Annotated in this window: 19 protein-coding genes and 1 pseudogene; 17 read left to right on the forward strand and 3 right to left on the reverse strand. The window is 59.6% G+C overall.

All coding sequences use genetic code 11. From position 1 onward, the window contains the following. Positions 1-180: 180 nt before the first annotated feature. The 5 genes from A6B35_RS07250 to A6B35_RS07270 all read left to right on the forward strand — a co-directional run bounded on the left by A6B35_RS07250 (position 181) and on the right by A6B35_RS07270 (position 6,453). Positions 181-1,752 carry a phytoene desaturase family protein gene (locus A6B35_RS07250; RefSeq protein WP_006202884.1) on the forward strand — a complete coding sequence of 524 codons (1,572 nt, stop codon included), beginning with the start codon at positions 181-183 and terminating at the stop codon, positions 1,750-1,752. Continuing rightward, positions 1,752-2,234 carry a MarR family winged helix-turn-helix transcriptional regulator gene (locus tag A6B35_RS07255; protein WP_006202885.1) on the forward strand — a complete coding sequence of 161 codons (483 nt, stop codon included), beginning with the start codon at positions 1,752-1,754 and terminating at the stop codon, positions 2,232-2,234. Before A6B35_RS07250 ends, A6B35_RS07255 begins: the two co-directional genes overlap by 1 nt. Before the next feature lie 46 nt (positions 2,235-2,280). Continuing rightward, positions 2,281-4,434: a thiamine pyrophosphate-dependent enzyme gene (locus A6B35_RS07260; RefSeq protein WP_006202886.1), complete on the forward strand. Its 2,154-nt coding sequence runs from the start codon at positions 2,281-2,283 to the stop codon at positions 4,432-4,434. Then, positions 4,427-5,998: an indolepyruvate oxidoreductase subunit beta family protein gene (locus tag A6B35_RS07265; RefSeq protein WP_006202887.1), complete on the forward strand. Its 1,572-nt coding sequence runs from the start codon at positions 4,427-4,429 to the stop codon at positions 5,996-5,998. Before A6B35_RS07260 ends, A6B35_RS07265 begins: the two co-directional genes overlap by 8 nt. A gap of 161 nt (positions 5,999-6,159) precedes the next feature. Next, positions 6,160-6,453: a GYD domain-containing protein gene (locus tag A6B35_RS07270; RefSeq protein ID WP_006202888.1), complete on the forward strand. Its 294-nt coding sequence runs from the start codon at positions 6,160-6,162 to the stop codon at positions 6,451-6,453. 242 nt (positions 6,454-6,695) lie between these two features. Here the strand turns inward: A6B35_RS07270 and A6B35_RS07275 are convergent, their stop codons facing one another. Next, positions 6,696-8,438 carry an adenylate/guanylate cyclase domain-containing protein gene (locus tag A6B35_RS07275; protein ID WP_006202889.1) on the reverse strand — a complete coding sequence of 581 codons (1,743 nt, stop codon included), beginning with the start codon at positions 8,436-8,438 and terminating at the stop codon, positions 6,696-6,698. A gap of 589 nt (positions 8,439-9,027) precedes the next feature. On the opposite strand from A6B35_RS07275, the gene A6B35_RS07280 reads away from it, so the two are divergent. The 10 genes and pseudogenes from A6B35_RS07280 (at position 9,028) to A6B35_RS07310 (ending at position 17,262) form a co-directional block, all read left to right on the forward strand. Next, on the forward strand, positions 9,028-10,221 hold the full coding sequence (locus A6B35_RS07280) for a tyrosine-type recombinase/integrase (RefSeq protein ID WP_006202890.1): 1,194 nt from the start codon (positions 9,028-9,030) through the stop codon (positions 10,219-10,221). 373 nt (positions 10,222-10,594) lie between these two features. Continuing rightward, positions 10,595-10,939: a hypothetical protein gene (locus A6B35_RS07285; protein WP_006202891.1), complete on the forward strand. Its 345-nt coding sequence runs from the start codon at positions 10,595-10,597 to the stop codon at positions 10,937-10,939. Positions 10,940-10,941: 2 nt separating this feature from the next. Beyond that, positions 10,942-11,226, forward strand: coding sequence for a helix-turn-helix transcriptional regulator (locus tag A6B35_RS07290; protein WP_006202892.1), 285 nt, complete (start codon positions 10,942-10,944; stop codon positions 11,224-11,226). Positions 11,227-11,231: 5 nt separating this feature from the next. Next, positions 11,232-12,296, forward strand: coding sequence for a hypothetical protein (locus A6B35_RS07295; RefSeq protein WP_006202893.1), 1,065 nt, complete (start codon positions 11,232-11,234; stop codon positions 12,294-12,296). Positions 12,297-12,687: 391 nt separating this feature from the next. Then, positions 12,688-13,596, forward strand: coding sequence for a hypothetical protein (locus tag A6B35_RS35450; protein WP_139032216.1), 909 nt, complete (start codon positions 12,688-12,690; stop codon positions 13,594-13,596). 154 nt (positions 13,597-13,750) lie between these two features. After that, positions 13,751-13,959, forward strand: a pseudogene (locus A6B35_RS36425) (IS5/IS1182 family transposase); the annotation flags it as partial. 1,099 nt (positions 13,960-15,058) lie between these two features. Continuing rightward, positions 15,059-15,766 carry a competence protein CoiA family protein gene (locus A6B35_RS34300; RefSeq protein ID WP_244425945.1) on the forward strand — a complete coding sequence of 236 codons (708 nt, stop codon included), beginning with the start codon at positions 15,059-15,061 and terminating at the stop codon, positions 15,764-15,766. Between the two features lie 17 nt (positions 15,767-15,783). Beyond that, positions 15,784-16,653: a PGN_0703 family putative restriction endonuclease gene (locus A6B35_RS07305; protein ID WP_006202896.1), complete on the forward strand. Its 870-nt coding sequence runs from the start codon at positions 15,784-15,786 to the stop codon at positions 16,651-16,653. A 28-nt stretch (positions 16,654-16,681) separates the two neighbouring features. After that, positions 16,682-16,921: a hypothetical protein gene (locus A6B35_RS35455; RefSeq protein WP_139032217.1), complete on the forward strand. Its 240-nt coding sequence runs from the start codon at positions 16,682-16,684 to the stop codon at positions 16,919-16,921. Positions 16,922-16,992: 71 nt separating this feature from the next. Beyond that, positions 16,993-17,262, forward strand: a complete 270-nt coding sequence (locus tag A6B35_RS07310) for a hypothetical protein (RefSeq protein WP_006202897.1) — start codon at positions 16,993-16,995, stop codon at positions 17,260-17,262. A 111-nt stretch (positions 17,263-17,373) separates the two neighbouring features. On the opposite strand, the gene A6B35_RS07315 is transcribed toward A6B35_RS07310, so the two are convergent. Beyond that, positions 17,374-17,883 (reverse strand): hypothetical protein, encoded by a 510-nt coding sequence (locus A6B35_RS07315; protein ID WP_006202898.1) that lies wholly within the window; start codon positions 17,881-17,883, stop codon positions 17,374-17,376. Positions 17,884-18,069: 186 nt separating this feature from the next. Between A6B35_RS07315 and A6B35_RS07320 the strand changes: the two genes are divergently transcribed. Both A6B35_RS07320 and A6B35_RS07325 read left to right on the forward strand, forming a co-directional pair. After that, positions 18,070-18,735, forward strand: a complete 666-nt coding sequence (locus tag A6B35_RS07320) for a hypothetical protein (RefSeq protein ID WP_006202899.1) — start codon at positions 18,070-18,072, stop codon at positions 18,733-18,735. Between the two features lie 410 nt (positions 18,736-19,145). Next, positions 19,146-19,625: a GIY-YIG nuclease family protein gene (locus A6B35_RS07325; protein ID WP_006202900.1), complete on the forward strand. Its 480-nt coding sequence runs from the start codon at positions 19,146-19,148 to the stop codon at positions 19,623-19,625. A 167-nt stretch (positions 19,626-19,792) separates the two neighbouring features. On the opposite strand, the gene A6B35_RS07330 is transcribed toward A6B35_RS07325, so the two are convergent. Next, positions 19,793-20,491, reverse strand: a complete 699-nt coding sequence (locus tag A6B35_RS07330; protein ID WP_006202901.1) for a hypothetical protein — start codon at positions 20,489-20,491, stop codon at positions 19,793-19,795. Positions 20,492-20,889: the final 398 nt, after the last annotated feature.

Here is a 20,889-nt window from a genome sequence, read left to right on the forward strand (position 1 = left end):
GGGGAGATTGGCAGTTCTGGCGCCGCTCTCATCCTTACAAGGTCGGAGATTGGCGAAAACCAGCGTGACGGCCGATCTCCCCCCTAGAGGGGGAGATGCCCGGCAGGGCAGAGGGGGGCGCGAAGGAACGCCATCCTGGGTAACTGAAGCCCACTTTCCGAAGACCGAGAGCATTCGCCAATGACCGCCCCCGATCACATCATCGTCGGCAGCGGCATCAACGCCCTGGTCTGCGCGGCGATGCTTGGCGGCAAGGGCGCCAAGGTGCTGGTGCTGGAGCGCAACGACCGCATCGGCGGCTGTATGCGCACCGAGGAGATCACAGCACCCGGCTTCGTCCATGACGTGATGGCGACGACTTTCGTCCTGTTCATCACCTCTCCGGCCTTTGCCGCTCTGGGCAAGGACCTTGCGCGGCATGGACTGGAGTTCTGCCATACGACCACGCCGACCGGCGTGCTGCGGCCGGACGGCAGCCACGCCGTGCTCAGCACCGATCGCGCCGCCAATGTTGCGGCGCTCAACAAGATTGCCGCCGGCGACGGCGACCGGCACGGCAGCGACGTCGGTAGCATCGAGCGCAATGCCGGCCTGCTGTTCGGCCTGCTTGGCGGTGCCCTGTGGTCCTATCCGACGGCAAAGATGCTGGCTGGCGACGGCTGGCGGCGCGGCCCGCGCGGTCTTGCCGCCTTTCTCGGCGAGGCGCTGGTGCCGGCGCGCGGATGGCTGGAGAGCACCTATCAATCCGAGACCCTCCGAGCGCTCTGGGCGCCCTGGGTGCTGCATGCCGGCCTTGGTCCGGAAGATGCGTTTTCCGGCCAGATAGCCAAGGTCATTGCCTTTGCGCTGGAGGCCGCCGGCGCGCCGATCGTCAAGGGCGGCGCAAGAAACCTGCTTGCCGCCTTCGAAGCGCTGATCATCGAGCGCGGCGGCGTCATCTCCACCGAAGCCGACGTTGCTTCCATCATCCTGGATGGGGGCCGTGCCACCGGTGTGCGGCTTGCTTCGGGCGAGACGGTCCACGCGAAGAAGGGCGTCATCTGCTCGGTCACGCCGACCCAGCTCTACGAGCGGCTGCTCGGCAAGGATGCGCCGGCGGCGGCTACTGAAGCCGTACGGAACTATCGCTATGGCAAGGGCAACTTCCAGATCCATTATGCCCTCAGCAAGCCGCCCGCATGGCGCGGCGAAGGCCTCGACAAGGTCGCGCTCCTGCATCTGACGCCGGGGCTTGATGGCGTCTCAAAAGCCTGCAACGAGGCGGTGCGCGGTCTGCTGCCGGAAGTGCCGACCATCTGCGTCGGCCAGCCGCACGCGCTCGACCCGTCGCGCTGTCCGGAGGGCAAGGCGATCCTGTGGTTGCAGCTGCCCGAGGCGCCGCGCCACATCAAGGGCGATGCCGCCGGTATCCTGCAGGCGTCAGCCGATGGGCGATGGACCGAAGCACTGCGCGAGGCCTATGCCGATCGCGTCGAGGCGATCCTCAGCAACCATATCAAAGGCTTCAAGAGCAGCGTCATAGCGCGCCGTGCCTATTCGCCGGCCGATCTCGAAGCGATGAACATCAATCTCGTCGGCGGTGATCCCTATGGCGGCTCCTCGACCATCGACCAGTCGTTCCTGTGGCGGCCGTTCAAGGCAAGCCGCAATCACGACACCGGCATCAAAAACCTCTACCACATCGGCGCCTCGACCCATCCCGGCGCCGGCCTTGGCGGCGGCTCCGGCTTCCTGCTGGCGGGGAGGCTGTGATGGAACAGAAGGTTCCCGAAAAACGCCAGCGCATCTCGACCCTTGGTGAGATCGGCCTGCAGCAATTCGCGCCCTATCTGATGAACCGCATCATGGGCCGCTACAACGCCACCTTGCGCGAGGATTTCCGCAAGCAGGGCCTGACCATCCCGCAGGTGCGCACGCTGGCCGTGCTGTCGGTCGCCGACGGCATCACCGTCAACGACCTCTCGGTCTACACCGTCATCGAGCAGTCGACCTTGAGCCGCACGCTCGACACGCTGGAAGGCCAGGGCCTGGTGCGGCGCGAGCAGGGCGTCGCCGACAGCCGCTTCCGCCATGTATTCCTGACAGAAGATGGCCGCGCTCTGTTTACCCGCGCCTGGCCAGCCATGCATGACGCTTTCGAGGCCATGTTCGACGGCGTCGACGATGCCGAATATGCCGCGCTCATCGCCACGCTTTTGAAGATGCTGAAGAACATCCGCAAGCACGACATCTAGACCTACGCGCCGCCAGCGCCGGGCGGCAACGGAAGGAGTAGAAGAAATGGCCGAACGGTCTTTTGCCAAGGAAGTCGAAAAGCTGAGGCTCGGTGCCGGCGAGGAGTTTGCCGGCGAAGGCATCCTCGCCATCACCAAGGCGCTGCTGCAATGCGGCGTCGGCTATGTCGGCGGCTACCAGGGCGCGCCGATCAGCCATCTGATGGACGTTCTGGCCGACGCGCAGGACATTCTGGGCGAGCTTGGCGTGCATTTCGAGGCGAGCGCCTCGGAAGCCACCGCCACCGCCATGCTGGCGGCCTCGGTGCATTATCCGATCCGCGGCGCCGCTACCTTCAAGTCGACGGTCGGCACCAATGTCGCCTCCGATGCGCTCGCCAACCTGGCCTCAGGCGGCGTCACCGGCGGCGCGCTGATCATCGTCGGCGAGGATTATGGCGAGGGCTCCTCGATCATGCAGGAGCGCAGCCACGCCTTCGCCATGAAGAGCCAGGTCTGGCTGCTCGATCCGCGCCCCAATTTGCCGTCGATCGTCAAGGCGGTGGAGGACGGATTTGAGCTGTCGGAAGCGTCCAACACGCCGGTTATGCTGCAGGTCCGCATTCGCTGCTGCCATGTGCATGGCCATTTCATCGCCAAGGACAACAAGCGGCCGCCAATGTCGGTGGCCGATGCGCTCGACGCGCCGCGCCGCGACACCGGCCGCATCGTGCTGCCGCCTGCTTCCTTCCTGCACGAGAAGGAGAAGGTGCAAAAACGCTGGCCGGCGGCGGTGGATTTCATCCGCAGGAACAAGATCAACGAGATTTTTGGATCGGACCACGGCGCGGTCGGCATCGTCATGCAGGGCGGCATGTACAATGCGGTGATCCGCGCCCTGCAGCGCCTCGGCCTCGCCGACACCTATGGCGACACCGACGTGCCGCTCTATGTGCTCAATGCCGTCTATCCGCTGGTCGACGACGAATTCCTGTCCTTTTGCGAGGGCAAGCAGGCGGTGCTGGTCGTCGAGGAAGGCCAGCCCAACTACATCGAGCAGGCTTTTGCCGCCATGCTTCACAAGGCGGGGCGCGGCACCAGGCTGGTCGGCAAGGAACATCTGCCGATGGCCGGCGAATACACCGGCCAGGTCATGCTCGACGGCATCGGCTCCTTCCTGCGCGCCGAGGCGCCGCATCTGCTGCCAGGTGAGGTGCGCGCGCCGAACAAATCGGGCGAGGGCGTCGACACCGCCGACCTCATCAATGTCGTTCCAGGACGACCGCCCGGTTTTTGCATCGGCTGCCCGGAGCGGCCGATCTTCGCCGCGACAAAATTGGTCGAGCAGGAGCTCGGCAAGCACCACATCGCCTCCGACATCGGCTGCCATCTGTTCTCGATCATGCCGCCCTTCGAGCTCGGCGCCACCACCATGGGCTATGGCCTCGGGCCGGCCTCGGCTTCGGCCTTCAATTCGCCCGACGCCAAACGCCGCTCGATCTCCTTCGTCGGCGATGGCGGCTTCTGGCACAACGGCCTGACCTCCTCGATCGGCAATGCCGTCTTCAACAAGAATGACGGCGTCATCGTCATCGTCGACAATTTTTACTCGGCCGCGACCGGCGGCCAGGACATTCTGTCGTCCCGCGCCGGCAACCGGACGAAATCGACCAAGCATCCGATCACCGAGGCGGTGAAGGGCATGGGCGTCAAATGGCTGCGCCACATCGACCGCACCTACGACGTCGGCAAGATGCAGGACACGCTGCGCGAGGCGCTGACAACGGACGAGAAGGGGCCGAAGGTCATCGTCGCCTCGTCGGAATGTATGCTGAACCGCGAGCGCCGCGAAAAGCCGCTGGTCGACAAGGCAATCAAGGGCGGCGAGCGGGTCGTAAAACCGAAATTCGGCGTCGACGAGGATATCTGCACCGGCGATCACGCCTGCATGCGGCTGTCCGGCTGCCCGTCACTGTCGGTGAAGTCGCTCGATGATCCGCTGCGCGATGATCCGGTCGCAAGTATCGACCAGAACTGCGTCGGCTGCGGCAATTGCGGCGAAGTGGCTGATGCTGCCGTGCTCTGCCCGTCCTTTTACCGCGCCGACGTCGTGCACAATCCGAGCCGCTGGGATCGATTCCTCGAAAGCGCGCGCCGCGCGGTGATCGGGCTTCTGCAGCGCCGCCGCGAAAGCCGTCGTTTGACGTTCGCCGATGCTTGACCACAATGCCCCATTGCGCCCCAAGGCGGGTGCCGCCGAAGATCAGCGCGTCATCAAGCTCGCGGTGCTCGCCGTCGGCGGCCAGGGCGGGGGCGTGCTGGCCGACTGGATCACCGACGTCGCCGAGCGCAATGGCTACGTCGCCCAGTCGACCTCAGTCGCCGGCGTCGCCCAGCGCACCGGCGCCACCATCTACTATGTCGAAATGGCCCGTGACACCGGCCGCCTGCCGGTCTTCGCCCTGTCGCCCGCGCAAGGCGATGTCGACATACTGATCGCCGCCGAACTGATGGAAGCCGGACGCGCCATCATCAGAGGTTTCGTCACGCCAGAGCGCACGACGCTGATCACGTCCTCGCACCGCATCGCCGCCGTTTCAGAAAAGATCGAACCGGGCGATGGTCGCGCCTCGTCCGCCAAGGTGCACGCGACCGCCGAAGCCGCCGCCAGGCGCTTCATCGCCTTCGACATGGAAAAGATCGCCGCCGATAACGGAACGATGATTTCGGCCAGCCTGCTCGGCGCGCTGGCTGGTTCCGACGCGCTCCCGTTCACCCGCGAAACCTACGAGCAGGCGATCGGGGCGGGTGGCCGGGGCGTCAAGGCCAGCCTCGCCGCCTTCGGCGCTGCCTATGATCGCGCGCGCGGTATCGCGGGCGCTGCACCCGCCAGCGGAACGACCGAGACGCCGTCGACCTCGGAAGCCGGTCCAGGCGTGGCGAAAGTGAGCGGGCCGGAAAGCCTCCTGCAGGGCTGGCAGCAGCTGGCAGCTCGCATCGATGCTTTGCCGGCGCCTGTTCGTGACATGGCGCTGCGCGGCCTGAAAAAAGTCGTCGACTATCAGGACATCGCCTATGGCGGCGAATATCTCGACCGGCTCGGCCGGGCGCTCGCATTGGACGATGCCGGACATGCCTATGCGCTGTCGGTCGCCGCCGCCAAGCATCTCGCCAACGCCATGTGCTACGACGACATGATCCGCGTCGCCGACCTCAAGACCCGCTCGACCCGCGACAAGCGGGTGCGTCGCGAGGTCGGCGTCAAGGACGGAACGGTCCTGCAGGTGACAGAATATTTCCACCCGCGCATCGAGGAATTCTGCGGCACGCTGCCGGCGGGGCTGGGCAGCTATATCGAGAGCCGGCCAAAACTCGCCGCCTTCCTCGACCGCCGCATCAACCGCGGCCGCCATATCCGCACCGACAGTTTCGCCGGCTTTGCTGCGCTCTGGTTCATCGGCGGCCTGCGCCGCTGGCGCCGCAGCCTGCTGCGCCACAAGGTAGAGGTCGCGCACCTCGAGCGCTGGTACGAATTGGCGCTTGGCCATGTCCGCGAAGACTACGCGCTGGCCGTCGAAATCCTCAACTGCCGCCGGCTAATCAAGGGCTACAGCGACACCCACGCCCGCGCCCAGTCCAAGTTCGACCGCGTGCTGTCGGCACTGGATCTGGTCAAGGGCCGCCCCGACGCCGCCGACTGGATCCGCCGCCTGCGCGAAGCGGCGCTGAAGGATGAGAAGGGCGACATGCTCGACGGAGCGCTGAAGACCGTGGCGTCCTTGTAGCAACGGATCCTGCTGCCTCAGCCGATCGGTGAAATAGCGGCTGCCGCGGCCGCACCTTGCGTGCCGCTTGTGGTTCGCCCGCCCGGCTCGTGCTATCGTATTTCTGGGAGACGGCGGACGCGCCGTGAGCGCCCGTACGCTCCCCATTGTGGGAGGAACCAATGGCTTACTACGTATTGCTGTCGAACTTCACAGATCAAGGTATCAAGAGCATCAAGGACACGCAGAAGCGTGCCGAGGCTTTCAAGGCGATGGCCAGCAAGAGCGGCGTCAAGGTTCACACGCTGTTGTGGACGCTTGGTCAGTTTGACGTCGTGGCGATTGCAGAAGCCGACGACGAGATTGCCGCGACCGCCCTGGCCTTATCGATCGCATCGATGGGTAACATCAGAACCCAGACATTGAGAGCTTTCGACACGGCAGATATGGCCAAGATCCTGGCTAAGATGGCCTGACCGCCACCGTGCTGCCCTGCGCAGACGATTGAAGCCGGCCGCTGAGCCGAACGGCGGCAGGCTTGTCTGTTTCCCTGATGCGAGAACCCCGGCCTCGGGCCGGGGTTTTTGGTGACCCTCGAAGGTGCGGGCCTTGCTGGGACGGGTAGTTAATCCTGTCCTGGCCTGTCAAACGCTTCTTGCAGGGGCTGTCCTACACAGGTCGGCGACACGGGGAGGGGGCATACTTGCAACCGCGACGGTCATTCCGGCACGCCGGCGATGCCCAGCGCCTCGACGTAACGTTCGGCGAACCCCTTGTCCAGCCACGGGTTGATCTGTCTCTGCAGGGTGAGCGTGTAGGTCGGGAACGCCTCCATCAGCCGCCGCGCCGCCGCCTGCGCCTCGTCCAGCCGGTTGAGTTTGACCAGCGCCATGATCACCACCCGGTGCGAGGACCCGTAGTTCGGCATCTCGTGCAGCGCGCGTTCTCCCCATGCCAGCGCTTCCTCGTAGCGCTCGAGCATCAGGTAGCTCATCCCGATGCCGGAGAGCGCGATGCCCTTCTCGGGGTCGACCGGGCTCAGTCGCATTGCCTTGTGAAAGTGCTCGATCGCGACGAGCGGGCGGCTGGAATGTGCGTTCACCCAGCCGCAGCCCGTATGGCCCTGCGCCGAATTGGGGTTGAGCAGCAGGGATCGTCCGATCGTGCCCAGCGCCATCTCGTAGTCCTTCGCGCTGTAGGCGAGCACCTGCGCGGCGAAACGCAGGCTCGTGGGGTCGTCGCGCGCTTCCGCCAGCACCTCGCGCGCCATGCGCGCGGCGACTCGGATATCGTCGGGCTCGTGCCAGCACTGGCTCACGGATATGCTGCGGACATAGGCGCCGAGTGCCTTCGCCAAGCTGAAGCCAGGGTCGATGCTGAGCGCCTCGTTGGTGAGCCGGCGCACGTCGGCAAAACCTTCGCGCGTCATGCTGTATAAGCGTGGCAGCGCGCGAAGGTAGAGGTCGTAGGCGCTGATGTAGTCGGTCGGCTTCATCCGCGCCTGCTTGATCTCCTCCAGCCGGATGCTCGGCTCGACAGCGCCGACGACGCTCTCGGTCACCTTGTCCTGCAGGTCGAAGATGTCGCTCACGTCACCCTCGAAGCGGCCGGTCCAGACATGGTGTCCGCTGATCGCGTCCACCAACTGCCCGCTGATGCGCACACGCGATCCGGCTCTGCGGATGCTGCCTTCGAGCACGTAGCGGACGCCAAGCTCGCGCCCGACCTGGCGCAGGTCCACCGCCCGGCCCTTGTAGGTGAAGGACGAGTTGCGGGCGATCACGAAGAAGGAGTTCACCCGGCTCAATCCCGTGATGATGTCCTCCACCAACCCGTCGGCGAAGTATTCCTGGTCGGGGTCGCCGCTCATGTTGGTGAAAGGCAGAACCGCGATCGAGGGTTTCTCGGGCAGGGGAGGCGGTGCAGCCGAGGCGCTGGCGTCGGTCTCGACGCGGTAGGCGCGCACAGGCCGCTCGATGTTCTTGAGGCGCAGGTTGCCGAGCGGCGTGAAGCCGCAGTCGAGCTTGCCCTGAAGGTGGTCGTAGGCGGTGCCCGAGATGACCACGGTGCCGGGATCGGCGATGCTTTCGAGGCGGGCGGCGATGTTGACCCCATCGCCGTAGAGGTCGCCGTCCTCCTCGCAGACCACGTCGCCGAGATTGATGCCGATGCGGAAGCGAATCTGCTCTTCCTCGGGCGTCTCCGCCTCGTGTTCCGCCAGAGCCTGCTGGATCGCCATCGCCGAGGTCACCGCGTTGACGACGCTCGCGAACTCGCACAGCATGCCGTCGCCGGTGAGCTTGACGATCCGACCATGGTGCTCGGAGACCAGCGGTTCGAGGAGGTCCTTGCGGTAGATCTTCAGCCGCTCGAGCGTGCCCCGCTCGTCGCGCTCCGTCAGGCGCGAATAGCCGACCACGTCGCAAGCCAGGATCGCTGCGAGGTGGCGCTTCGTGGCCATTGCACCGCTCGGCCAAGCGCCTGCATGCGGGCCGCCCCGCGTCCATGTCCGGCCAACTTCCAGACGCCTCACGTGCATGGTATCCATCTCTCCCAGTCTCCGCCCGTCGCCGATACAGAACGGAGAACGCAGCTTGACCTTGCCTTCACGACATTTCGCTATCCCGCTTGCGAGGCGCGGGCGTTCCAATCGCCGCGCTAGCAGCCAACCGACGACACACCCACGCAGCCTCCGGGGACGCTGACACGCCACTCCCAGAAGGCCGGAGATATTTCCTGCCTTGTGTAACCGGCTGACGCCACCGTGGCGGTGCTTTTGTATCGGGCACCTTCGCGCTTGGGAGATGGCGCGGGCGTTTTTGCCGTCAGGCAGACCGGGATTGCAGGCTGAAGCAAGTGGTGCCGCTTAGGGGCATTTACATACGACCTCAGCGTGTATCGCGTCATATCATTTGCCATATAGCGCAGACACTTAGCCGATTCTCAAGTCTCACACTGTCGCAAATGATTGCAACCTATCATAGATAGAAAGGTGGATTTTGCGGTGGTTTGTGATAGGTGGATTTGGGAATTTTGGAAAGGTGGATGCAATGCGCGCCCTCAACAGGCTAAGCGCCATTGCCGTCAAGAAGTTGGCGCCAGGAAAATACGCCGACGGCGGTGGATTGTGGTTGCTCAGACGCGATGACGGGGGAGGCCAATGGTTCTTGCGCTATACCATCCATGGCAGGCGGCGCGAAATGGGCCTTGGTTCCATCATGGAAGTCAGCCTCAAGGAAGCGCGCGATGGTGCCGACAAATGGCGGGCAGTGGCGCGGGCTGGAAAAGATCCCATCAAGGTACGTGACAAAGAAAAGCGGGAAGCCGCACGCAACCTGCACCTGTTGGTCGACATCGCCAAGGATGCCTTTGAGTCGCGCAAGGCGGAATTGAAAGGCGACGGGAAGGCTGGCCGTTGGTTCACGCCTCTGGAACTGCACGTGCTGCCCAAGCTTGGAAAGGTGCCGGTTGGGGAAATAGACCAACGGGACATACGCGACACGCTAGCGCCTATTTGGCATTCCAAGGCCGACACGGCGCGCAAGGCAATGAACCGGCTGAGCATATGTCTCAAACACGCCGCCGCGCTGGGCCTGGAAGTCGACCTACAGGCCACGGACAAGGCAAGGGCCTTGTTGGGAAAGCAGCGGCACAAAGCCGAGAATATTCCGGCCATGCCTTGGTCGCACCTGCCGGCGTTTTACGCCACGCTTAAAGACGACAACATCACGCATTTGGCCCTGCGCCTGCTAATTCTCACGGGGGTGAGGTCGGCGCCTATCAGGCATATCCACGAGGACCAGATCGAAGGTGACGTGTGGACGATACCGGCCGAAGCAATGAAGGGGCGGCGGGACGCCACCACGGAATTCAGGGTGCCTTTGTCAGCGGAGGCGCTGGCCGTCATTGAGAAGGCCCAGGAATTTCAGCGCGACGGCTACCTTTTCGCCAATCCGAAGAAGGGCGTCATTAGCGACATGGCCATGAGCCAGCACATGAAGCGTGCCGGCCTGGAATACAGACCGCACGGGTTCAGATCATCATTACGGGATTGGCTGGCGGAAGCGACCGACGCCCGGCACGAGGTGGCAGAAACCATTCTCGGCCATACGATTGGCTCAAGCGTTGAGAGGGCTTACCGCCGCACCGACTTCTTGGATCAAAGGCGGGATTTGCTGGAGCGCTGGGCAAGCCATGTCACAAGTCACGTTGGCAAAAACTATCGTGCTCGGGTGAGACTTTAGCTGCGCGAAAGGTTGGCCGGCAAGTGCGCAGGTTGTCCGCGCCCAGCTCATCGCCTTTTGTGTCGGACCTGCAACAATCTGTGACAGCGGGTAATTCACGATACACGATTGCTTAAGTCTCTGAAAACGCTTTTGATTTTTTTCAGCTAGAAAAACGTTAGTCTACGTAACTCTCAACCGGGCACTCGGATCAAATTTCGCAAGCTTAGTTCTCTTGCGGAGATTGTTATGCTATACAACTCGCACAGCGAAGAATTTTAGCGCGCTTACCGCCTTCGACATTCTAATAGAATTCAACAACCTTGCTTAGAAGTAAGGTCGGTAGTGTATCTTATACTTATGTATCTGAGAAACTGGCTACGAGGTTGCGCCGATGGACAAAAAGATCACGAAGGGACCACGAGTAAGGCTGCATGACACAGCCACCCAACGGGCAAGAACTTGGCAAGAGCTGACCGACTGCGAGCGGGACGAGTTGCTGTCCCCGAGTCAGCGCCGCGCGCTGGGCCTGAGTATTCTCTTGTGGTCGCACCAGTATGTTCGGGAAAGCGTGGCGGCCACCATGCTCGGTCTGAGCACTGCTCAATTTCGCCAGCTGAGCCGAGAACATGCCCATGAGATAGAGAAGTTGGAAAAGAAAGGGCAACGCCACTTTCTTACCCGCGACGTGCTGCTCATGAAAGCGGACCTGCTGCTTAGCCGTGGCACAGGAGATTAGGGATGGCTCAGCCTGTGAAATTGCTGAGCGTCAAGGAAGTAGCGGTGATGATGCACGTGTCAGTAGCGACCGTTTGGCGCTACGCAAAACGCGGCACGTTGCCGGAGCCGATCAGGATAGATGGTCATACGTGGTGGATTGAGGCGGAAGTGCTGGCCGAGATCGAGAAGAAAATGGCAAACCGCCAAAAGCACGTGAATGCGTCGGTGCTGCCGGCACCGGCACCGGCATCGGAGACCAAGAACAAGCGTTTTCGTGTGCAGCTTGAAAGAAGCGGCCTGAGGTAAGCACCGTGGCAGCGATCTTGACCATACCTGGTATTGGGATTTTTCAGCCCACGTTCGACAGAATCAACATTTGCACCGACGTACCCAAAGCTCGACTTCGGCAACTCTTGCCGATTAGGCAACTCGAGCGTTGTAGTCACATTTTCAAAATTGAGAAACTGCGAGGAAAGCAGGGCTGCCGATTGGTTTTTACCTGCCTGCCAGACAGGAAGGTTCTTGAGCTATTGAAGGAGCACGAGCCCGTGCTCGGCCCATACCGTGTGACGGCAGTTGAAGGGGCCTTTGACATTCAAGCTCGCTCAAAGAACGCCGCCATCCATGCGTGGAACCGGCTGGCGTGTCACCTTGGAAAAATCAATCACGAACGTGGGTACATCTCACTGGTTGATACCTTTGGCAAAGCAAAGAGACTATCAAAGGCAGACTTGAAGAAAGTTGGCCTGTTTGACTGGCCAACCATCTACTTCGAGGAGCGTGGGGCGGCCCACAACCTGAAACTCTACATTCGACGGAAGAAGCTTGCGCAGAAGCAGTTTGGGTCAATTATTGTGCGTCTCGAATGGACATCGACCCGAAGCCGTGCCGTCAAGGCGCATTTCGCCGGCGATCAGCTTTCCGACCTCATCAGCGCGAACCTAGTGACCTATTTCCGCAAGTTCGCTGTTTTCCAGCAGATCGATTACCGGCGCCTTGGCTGGTTGCTCTCTCCACGAACCATCATGAGGCCCAGAACGCGCAACCCTGCTTTTTCGAGTGCCCGCGTCATAACAACGGGCGTTGCGACTTTGTTTCAAGACGAGACCTACCGAGCCATGCGTGTTGCGCACCTGGTGATCAAGGTGTTGGAAGAGCGCGCATGGTCAAAGGATAAGAGGAGCAGTCGTGTGCCTGAAGACATTTGGCGGTCTTCACCCGCGCAGATCAAGGGACGCTTCCGTGCTCACATCAAGAAGCAGCAAGGGAGCCCTAAGAGAAACGGCGTACGTCGCTTGCGTCGCCGCAACCTGCTCACGATGAGGAAGCTAGAAGACTGCTTCGGCCCGCCAAGGCGCCACCGCGTCCGGCTGTAAGATAGCCGCCCGGCGACCCTAATAGATAGGCGTACACACCACGACCAGACATTTGATACGAGAGAACAGCAACTTAGACACACAGACCAAGCCCACGAACGACACCACGCTCAGGAAAAGAACCATCCATGAGACAATGGTGGCTCTAAACACAAAAAGAGTCCTGTCAGTGAGAACTGTCGCGACCAGGCCGTTTGCCGAAGGGTATTGGTCAATGCCCTTTCCCTCATCGTCATGCCCTAGACAAAAGAGTTTCTACTGCGGTCAAGGCGCCGCAGGAGCGGTTGAGCAACTCCACGCGAGGATGGCGTGCAGTACAAGAGCGCCGCACGCTATGAATAGTTGGGAATGGGAGTCTTTTGCTGTATCTTTGGGGTGGGAGGACACTTAGATGAGAAAAATTGCGATAAGCGCATTGCTCCTATCGTTCGGCTTTCACCCATCATATGCGCAGACAGTAGAGCAGATGCGGAGCGCACTGAATTCCAATCCCAAACAATGCCCCTCGAGTTTGGATCCCATAGAGGGGTTCACTTATCCTGATCGATGTGGGGCCAGAAAAACCAACAAGAATTGGGGGCGCTGCTCAAATCAGGTAGACAAAGATAATGAAATAGTTTTTAAGTATAATGAGATGCTCAGGAAGTGTGGGAAAAGCACTGCGGACAGTGCAAAATTAGATACGGCTAGGAAATTGGCAAGAAAGAAGGAGCAGGAGGCGGAGAAAAAAGGATATGATGTTAAGGTAGGGGGCGCTAAGTCCTCTTACACTTGGGGAACAGTTGAAGGATCATTCTGGCGAGAATGCTCGAAAGAATTTGAAGGCGATTATGCAAGGGCCAAAGGCGGCACGGTAATGGTAGCCGGCTATGAAAAACGTTCAAATAAAATATATTGTATTTGGGCCAACAATAGACATGTGCCTAAGTCAAAGTTTTCTCGATGGATGGTGACTGTACTTATCAGTCGGTGCGACAACCTAAAGATGAAGTGCGAGTTTTTCGCCCATGGCGGGAAATTCAGTAAGCATGCTCTCCGCTGGCGGGAGATGGATCGTAAGGACAGAGCCGAAGCAAACCGGAAAGACGCAGTTGCTGCTCGATCCAAAGCGAGACAGAAACAAGGTAGGAGCGATGCGGACGCCCAGGCTCTGGGCGACTTTTTCAACGGCCTTGCGATCGGCTTAGGTGCAGCAGCTCAGCAGGGAAACAGTTCTACAAGTTCTCCGACCACAACGAGGCGGCAGGTCGCTCCACAGGGCAGCAGCGATTGTCCGCCAGGTGCCGAGGTCTGTAGATAGCTGCGAGAACCGATCGGCTTTTTACCGGTAGAATCGCCCGTTCGCGGATGGAGAAGGCCGGTCTGGCCCTTGTCCCGTCCCAAGTCCCGATTCTTGCTTGAGGTGTCGGCGGCGGCGCGCCAAGCGCAATCCGCAACAAGTTCGAGGGTAAAGGGCAATGCCGAACATCGCACCCAAGGCCAACCGGCGCTGAAGAAATTGCTTCTCGCCGTTCCTTACCGCGACCGCAACGCCATCGAGCGTATGTTCGGACGCCTCAAGGATTTCCGCCGATATGATCGATCGGCGACGAACTTCCTTGCCGCCGTCTGCCTCGTGGCCATCGTCAGCTACTCGACCGGAGAATACTCCCCTCAAGCCTAGAAAAGCGGTAGGCGACGACCCTAATAGATAGGCATACCGACCAATCCCCCTTTTTAATATGAATTATCAAAACGATAGAACGACGTAGAATACCCAACGAACGATATGGAACGACGACGACCTGGAAAAGACGCCTCACCTGAGATTGACCGTTTGCCTGTTAGGCCGACGACCGGTTTTTCTGGGGATGTGGCGTATGGACTTTCCCTTTCAAAGGAAAAGAAACATCCACCGAAAAGTGAAGTTACCTTCATGGTGGAGAATGCCCGTTCTCACGCCACATGCCGAAGCCAGCATGGAGCAATGCTCTGTTCGTTGTGACTTCCGCGCGGCTTCAGAAGGACCGGTACTGCAATGGTGAGCTTGGCGCGCTGTTGCGCCGTCGTCGGCCGACAAATGCCCGGACAGTGCCGCTTTGCGCCTGACGGGTGCGCCTATACCGGCAACGCTAGCCAACTACGCGACAGCCTTGTGTCCATGTGCATCAGACTAACGGGCCAGGTGCGGTGGGTCGTGGGTAGCTGGGCGAGCACCTTCATGTGTACGGTCTGGACGCCTGCCGGCGCCGGCTCACACTGAGTCTAGACCGCATATCTCAGGAAGCTAGCAAGGCTAGGAATTAGGCGCACACTGACCGTTCGTTGATTTTCCTGAGCGAAACGCGTTGGGAGGGGCTGGTCCTAGTTTGTGGCATGGGAGGGGTACACATTCCCATCTACCTTGCTTCGAAATCGCGCCAGATTTTTTCTCACTTCCTGCGGATGAACCACAGACTTGACTGTACCAGCGGGTTAGATAATTTTTAGTGCGTGCTTTGAGAAGAAGCGGCGCCGGGCATTTTCTGAGCCGCGTGATAACCGACGACGGTTGGCCCTCACGTCGAAGATAAAAAGAAACAGCACCAGCTTAGGCTGGCCGCGCTGCCGACATAGCTTCCCGAACAAGAATCTGGCTGCCGCCTGCGATGGGTGTGCGGCCCTGAACGCTTACGGAGAGGAACATGCGGTTTGCATTGGTGAACAATATTCGGTGTGAGGCATCGCCTGGAATGATCGCTTTCTGCCCGGGCTGTTCGCAGCCAATGACTGCAAGGTGCGGAATGCAAAGGGTCTGGCATTGGGCGCATCGCGGCAACAGGAACTGCGATCCGTGGTGGGAGCCAGAAACCCCGTGGCATCGCGGCTGGAAGGACCAATTTCCAGAGGGATGGCAGGAGGTGATCCAGCGTGACGAGGCAGGTGAGAAACATATTGCAGATGTGAAAACCGAGTATGGCTTGGTCATCGAGTTCCAGCATTCGCACTTGCCGGCACAGGAGATGGCAGCACGCGAGGTGTTCCATCGAAATATGGTCTGGGTCGTGGATGGAACGAGGCTGAAGAGAGATAGGTCCCGTTTTCTTCAAGGTCGAAGGCTTTTCAGGCTGATACCCCGAACAAGCATTTTCATTACACCTAGCCCAGAAGCGTGCTTCCCTATCGCGTGGGCTAAATGCACTGCGCCTGTGTTCTTCGACTTTGAAGGTGTCGCGGCAACAAGTGAGCCGTCGGGACCAAATCCCAGCATGCTCTGGTGTTTGTTGCCGGAACGCGTCGAAGGGCATGCCATCGTTGCGGCGCTGCCGGCAAGTGCATTCATAAATGCGGCGCGGAAGCGTGCGGAGATCTTTCCAGGTCAAGCGATATTGGGAATGGTCGCCACCAGATTCAGGTATGAGCGGGCGCTTGAGGCCAGCCGTTGGGCTTATGCATCTCCTCCGCGCCGCCGGAGACCGTTCCGCCGAAGTAGCAGGATGAGGGACGCTTGAGGAGCTAGAGGGGCGCCATGACGATAGAAGCTGCCAAAGTCAGACCGGTATCTGCTAGCGCAGCATCGGCCGCCTGCCGAACTGCCCTTGCTAGCGCCCTCCTGCGTTATGCGCCCCATCTCCAGTTGAGCAAGAACGGCTACACCTTGGAAATGGAGGAGAACCTGATTTCCGGAGTGCGACCGGTAGATTTTGTCAGCGACCTAATGCAAGGGGACGGCAACGAACTTGGCGGGAAATTCCGCGCCGCACATTCATCCTCTGCTCTAGCTGTAAACACGTTCGCGCCGTTCAAGGCAGACCCCAGCGCCCTTCGGTTGCCAGGTGGCGATCGCTTCACACATCTAAGCTTTGAGCGGAAATGCCCACATGGCCTTCGCGGACGAAGATCGCCTAACCTAGACCTGGTCGCCGAACACCCAGGCGGCATCGTGGCCGTGGAATCAAAATTTCTGGAACCGTTGTCGCCGCACAAGCCAGGGTTCGCCCCGGCGTATTTCCGGGAGATTACAGATAGCAGGCGCGACACCGGCTGGTTCGCAGAAATGACGCGACTGACTCTGATCCCAAGCCCCTATAGGTGGCTGGATGCGGCGCAATTGATCAAACATGCGCTTGGTATTTCTTATACCTTCCCGGACCGCCCTACCACGCTGCTCTACCTCTTCTGGGAGCCGCTGAACCCCAACGCCCACCCAGTGTTTGAAGAACACCGACGGGAAATCAGGGAATTTGCACATGCGGTGAATGGGAATGGCGGTCCGGTATTTGCGGCCTTGTCCTATCCGGACTTGTGGGCTTCATGGGAGGACGCTGGGCTGGCCGGCGGGTTGCAGGGTCACCTAGCCCGATTGCGTTCGCGATACGCCGTGTCCATTCTGGGGTGACTAGCTTTGGATCGCGCAGGAGAGGAATATGGTTGACGACATACGCAAGAGTGAAAAAGGCGGAAATACTGCGTATCTCAGCGTAGGAGCATGGTACAACGCAGAAACAGGACATATCCATTTGACGCTACCGCACTCAGGCTGGTTTCACACTACCGTTAATGCTGATGAGGGAAGCAAACGGGGCCACCCCAATTTGTATAGAAAGCTTGCTCGAGCACTGAAAGAAGCTGGTGTTCCAGGGCCAGATGTTGCCGAAACCAATTGAACACATCCACAACAATGTGTGTTCACAGGTCGTCCTGGGGCGGATCGGCTATGACCTCACGGAGGTGACATATGAAGGGCTATACTGCTGCTGAATGGAAATTCTTACGCAAGCATATTCAAGAGCAGCTTCGAAGGCAAACACCGGGAGCTGGTGCATCGGATTTTCAAGTGCTTCTGTCGCTAAAGCGGACGAAGCGAGTGCTAGGGGTGAAGGTTTGGTCCCGACTGGAAATGTTGGCCATTGCGCGTCAGCTAGAGTTTGAAGTCGGTCCGGCCGAGGGCGCGAAGTATGGCCACATTTTCTGGCCGCAGGGTCGAGCGACGTCTGTCGAGGAATGAGAGTTGGTATAGAAATGATGGTATCGGCATTTCCCAGGGAGATGCATTGATGGCGTATTATCCCCTGGTTTTAGATTCGGCTCAAAGGACTTGATCAAAGAGGCTACCGGCTCACTTGGAGAGCGCCGCAGCACACTCCTGTGCCGTCCTGCTAATCAGCTCCATCATATCCGGGTAGTCCTGCACCCTCATGGGTTCTGCGTTGAACTTCGCGAAAGTTTCAATAGCCTTCCATTCACCTGCCGGTGCTAAATTCTTCGACATGCACGCGCAGTAGCCCTTGAGCTGGTCGTCGGAGAGGGAGCTGGCGGCTTGCTTGTTGCCAATGCATCCCTTGTAGATGCCCGCCTCCCCGTCCCTGATGCCGCTCTGAAACTGCTGATAGACCAGGATGGCCATAAATCCCACAAACAGCACGTAGCCCGGCAAGAGGCCTTTGAACGTGCTGGCCTTGCGGGTGGCAAAGTACCCGACAAGAGCCGGAATGCCCATGTAGCCGGCGCCATACCAAAAGTTGGTCGTGAGAAGTCCGATAATGACTACGCCGATCGCGTAGAGCAGCCAGAAGACTGGCCAGTGTTTGATCGTCGGCCGAACTCCCGCAGCATCGACATTGCTCATGTTGCCACCCCCTATAATGCAGTCAGCTTACGCAGCTTTTCGCTCCAACTCAAAGAGGCTAAATGGTCAGGCCGATCCCCTTCCACATATAGGGCTTTGCAGAGCATGGAAATCATTGACGCGCAAATCGACTAAAGGCAGGGTCGAGAAGTTCCCAGTGCGATAGATGCCTGGTGGAGGGCATTCATGGATGGACGGGGCTTCACTAATCTGTTGCTAGCGGTAATCGCCGGTGTTCTGTTGTTTGGTCGCGACGCAGTGCTAAGCGGCCTGAAGGGATTCGTCCTAGTCGCTGTTGCAATTGCCGTGATCTGGGGGGCTCTGTCGCTTGCGCTCTACCTGATCCGGGAGGCCCTCCGGGGTTTTCGCGAAGCCAAGAACTTGGGGGATGTCGGCAAAGTTCTTTTTCTAATCGCTCTTTGCTGCATAGGTCTTCCTATGCTGGCATACGCGGGCTGGCTATGGCTCGAGGGTGTTCCAAACCCGTTGAACGCGGCTGCTTCCTCCGGCATCGGCGCCGCCTGGATGGTGGTAGTGGCACTGTTCGCTGCGGGGTTCGTGGTTGCTTGTCTCCACGGCGGTTTCCGCTGGGTCACCCGCAATCGATCTGACCTCCCTGCGATAGCAGGCCATCGTCTGCGGTTGATCTTCTGGGGCTATCTGGAGTTCCTTGGCGGACCGGTAACTTTCCCAATCCGCGAGCGGCGCATCCACGGCCAGGGTGGCTCCGCCTCCCACCACTTCCGGATGGTCTTTGCCGCCTTCATCGGCCTAATCGTGGCCGCAATGACGGCACTCCTTACTCTGGGCGCCGTGGTCTGGGGGTTGTACGAGGTCGGCCTCATCGAGTAGGCGTGCTCCTTGGGTTTCTAGCGACCTGGGCATGGCTTTTTATCCCCTGCACCCAGCCGAAAAATGGAAGTCGACATGGCCTTTTTTGTAAAAGTCATACCCCCAAGCGGTCGCGCGCGCATCCATGCCGGTGATTGCAAGTTCTGTCGCGACGGTCAGGGGATGGAGAACCAAGACAAAGGAACTGGGCCGACATATTGGCATCCAACGTACCCATCGCCGGGATTCCAGACTTCCGCTGAGGCAAGAGCGTGGATGACAGTTCTTGGTGATCGCTACCAAGATGTCGGGCCTTGCTCATATTGCATGCCCAAAGAAAACTAACGTCCCCGACGCTTACCCTGGAAGCACCCAGTCGGCGTGATCTGGTAGCCCTTGCACAAATTAGTGGCAACGCGGTGGGGAGAAGTATGCAGCAGCCTGATTGGAAGTTCAGCAAGGCGGTAGGCGCTAAACTGCCCGGTTTCAAAGTCATAGCACGACTGCGTTGGGAGGGCGGGTGTCATATCGAACCGCCGCTGAAAGAGGTGCCAAGTGCGAGTGCAATCTACGTTCTCATCCAGAAGGAGCAGGTTTGCTATGTCGGTTCAGCCGACAACCTCAGGAGACGCCTTGGGTCTTACCTGAGGCGGCAAAACGCGGGCGCTCCCAGTCCGCGCCCCGTGCACAAACTGTTACACGAAGCACTTCGCAAAGCTGAGGTCTACGTTCTCTGTCTAACGTTTGAGAAGAGAGGGCGATGGGTCGAGAAACTTCCCGTGGATATGATCCTGGGGGCAGAGGCAGGCTTGATCGCGACCCTGATGCCGGATTGGAATCGGCGAAAGAGCGGCGGGTTCATCATAGAGTTTCCTGGTGCGGGTGACGCCGCCTCCATGAAGATTCAGTGAGCGTACACCTTATCGAGATGACTGCGCACCAAGGCAACGAATGGACGACCTTGACACCCGCCTACAAGCGCGACCTGCTTATGGCCGAGGAAGGCGGCGGCGGCAACAAGATGGTCAAGGACGGCATACGAGGGTTCACCCCCGTGGCTTGCTCACGATTGGTGGGATTAGAGAAGTCGATTAGCCAGAAACCAACCTATGCTCGAGCCGACTGGGTAAGTTTTGCTCAGCATATAGACACGCCGCTTTGAGAGCGTGACTTCTAACCCTATTTCATCATACCGAAGGGACTTTGACGCTCCCTCGATTTTTTGGGCATCAGGGCTGCCCAGTTTCGCTAAGACCTCGTCTTCGGAGCTGTTGCTGTCAATGCCAAAAAGCGCGGGGCAGAGTTGCTTTGTATTTCCGTTGACCGAGCTATTCGCATAGCAGCCGATCTCTGAAATTCGTTTGGTTTCAGGATCGAACGAAAGGTCTATGCGGTGGTCAGTTTCTTCGTACTGCCAACCCAAGAAATCCCCCACCTTTTTTCCATCAGGCATAGCGTTCTTCGGATCGTTGCCGTCCGTTTGGTAGATGGGCGAAAATTGAAAATCCGGCGCTGGCTTGTCGGGTGTTCCAGATTCTGGTGGCCCAACCACAAAAGGCGGATACCCCAGCGCATACTTTGTTTCATCCATTGAATCGCCCAGCTTGACGCCCTGATAGGTGTTTAAGTCGCGCATGAAGTCGCGATATGCGCTGACTTTGAAGCCGACCCATGTGAGCACGCTTAGAACTGCTGCAAGAGTGAGAAATTTCACTAGCGGCCGACTACCGAAACCGGGCTTTCTTGTTTTGTGCGCGCCAGTGATATTTTCCGCCATCCCTCCCTCCCATCCGAATCATCGGTGAAGTTACCATGGCGCATGCAGGCCGCACATGTCCCCACCCCCGTGCTTATCTCTCAAGCCCAGGAGGGGCTGGTCCGAATTTGCGGCACGGGAGGGGTACCCGTTCCCATCTACCTTGCTTCTAAATCTCACCAGATTTTTTCTGACTTCCTCATAGGGGACGGTTCGCGGGAGATTTGGCCGCTGAGTGGCATATGCGCTTTCCGGCACTTCCCGTGCAGTAATGGCTTGTCGGCCACTGTCGGGCTTTCCCGGCAACGACAGGGGCATTCTCTTGCCTAAAGTAGTGACCCACCCCGAAGCCTGGAGACGGCCCTGGTAACCCGAACAAGTCGTAATTCCCTACTTTTACTTGTAGGCGACTTGCGAAT

It is taken from the genome of Mesorhizobium amorphae CCNWGS0123 (genome assembly GCF_001686985.1).
GTDB lineage: Bacteria > Pseudomonadota > Alphaproteobacteria > Rhizobiales > Rhizobiaceae > Mesorhizobium > Mesorhizobium amorphae.

Bases quoted from the DNA above. Each gene is read 5' to 3' on its own strand.
- A6B35_RS07255 (WP_006202885.1), top strand. From the start codon at position 1,752: ATGGAACAGAAGGTTCCCGAAAAACGCCAGCGCATCTCGACCCTTGGT.
- A6B35_RS07305 (WP_006202896.1), top strand. From the start codon at position 15,784: ATGACGATAGAAGCTGCCAAAGTCAGACCGGTATCTGCTAGCGCAGCA.
- A6B35_RS07320 (WP_006202899.1), top strand. From the start codon at position 18,070: ATGGATGGACGGGGCTTCACTAATCTGTTGCTAGCGGTAATCGCCGGT.
- A6B35_RS07285 (WP_006202891.1), top strand. From the start codon at position 10,595: ATGGACAAAAAGATCACGAAGGGACCACGAGTAAGGCTGCATGACACA.
- A6B35_RS35450 (WP_139032216.1), top strand. From the start codon at position 12,688: ATGAGAAAAATTGCGATAAGCGCATTGCTCCTATCGTTCGGCTTTCAC.
- A6B35_RS07260 (WP_006202886.1), top strand. From the start codon at position 2,281: ATGGCCGAACGGTCTTTTGCCAAGGAAGTCGAAAAGCTGAGGCTCGGT.
- A6B35_RS07310 (WP_006202897.1), top strand. From the start codon at position 16,993: ATGAAGGGCTATACTGCTGCTGAATGGAAATTCTTACGCAAGCATATT.
- A6B35_RS07330 (WP_006202901.1), bottom strand. From the start codon at position 20,491: ATGGCGGAAAATATCACTGGCGCGCACAAAACAAGAAAGCCCGGTTTC.
- A6B35_RS34300 (WP_244425945.1), top strand. From the start codon at position 15,059: ATGCAAAGGGTCTGGCATTGGGCGCATCGCGGCAACAGGAACTGCGAT.
- A6B35_RS07275 (WP_006202889.1), bottom strand. From the start codon at position 8,438: ATGGCCACGAAGCGCCACCTCGCAGCGATCCTGGCTTGCGACGTGGTC.
- A6B35_RS07315 (WP_006202898.1), bottom strand. From the start codon at position 17,883: ATGAGCAATGTCGATGCTGCGGGAGTTCGGCCGACGATCAAACACTGG.
- A6B35_RS07290 (WP_006202892.1), top strand. From the start codon at position 10,942: ATGGCTCAGCCTGTGAAATTGCTGAGCGTCAAGGAAGTAGCGGTGATG.
- A6B35_RS35455 (WP_139032217.1), top strand. From the start codon at position 16,682: ATGGTTGACGACATACGCAAGAGTGAAAAAGGCGGAAATACTGCGTAT.
- A6B35_RS07265 (WP_006202887.1), top strand. From the start codon at position 4,427: ATGCTTGACCACAATGCCCCATTGCGCCCCAAGGCGGGTGCCGCCGAA.
- A6B35_RS07270 (WP_006202888.1), top strand. From the start codon at position 6,160: ATGGCTTACTACGTATTGCTGTCGAACTTCACAGATCAAGGTATCAAG.
- A6B35_RS07280 (WP_006202890.1), top strand. From the start codon at position 9,028: ATGCGCGCCCTCAACAGGCTAAGCGCCATTGCCGTCAAGAAGTTGGCG.
- A6B35_RS07250 (WP_006202884.1), top strand. From the start codon at position 181: ATGACCGCCCCCGATCACATCATCGTCGGCAGCGGCATCAACGCCCTG.
- A6B35_RS07325 (WP_006202900.1), top strand. From the start codon at position 19,146: ATGCAGCAGCCTGATTGGAAGTTCAGCAAGGCGGTAGGCGCTAAACTG.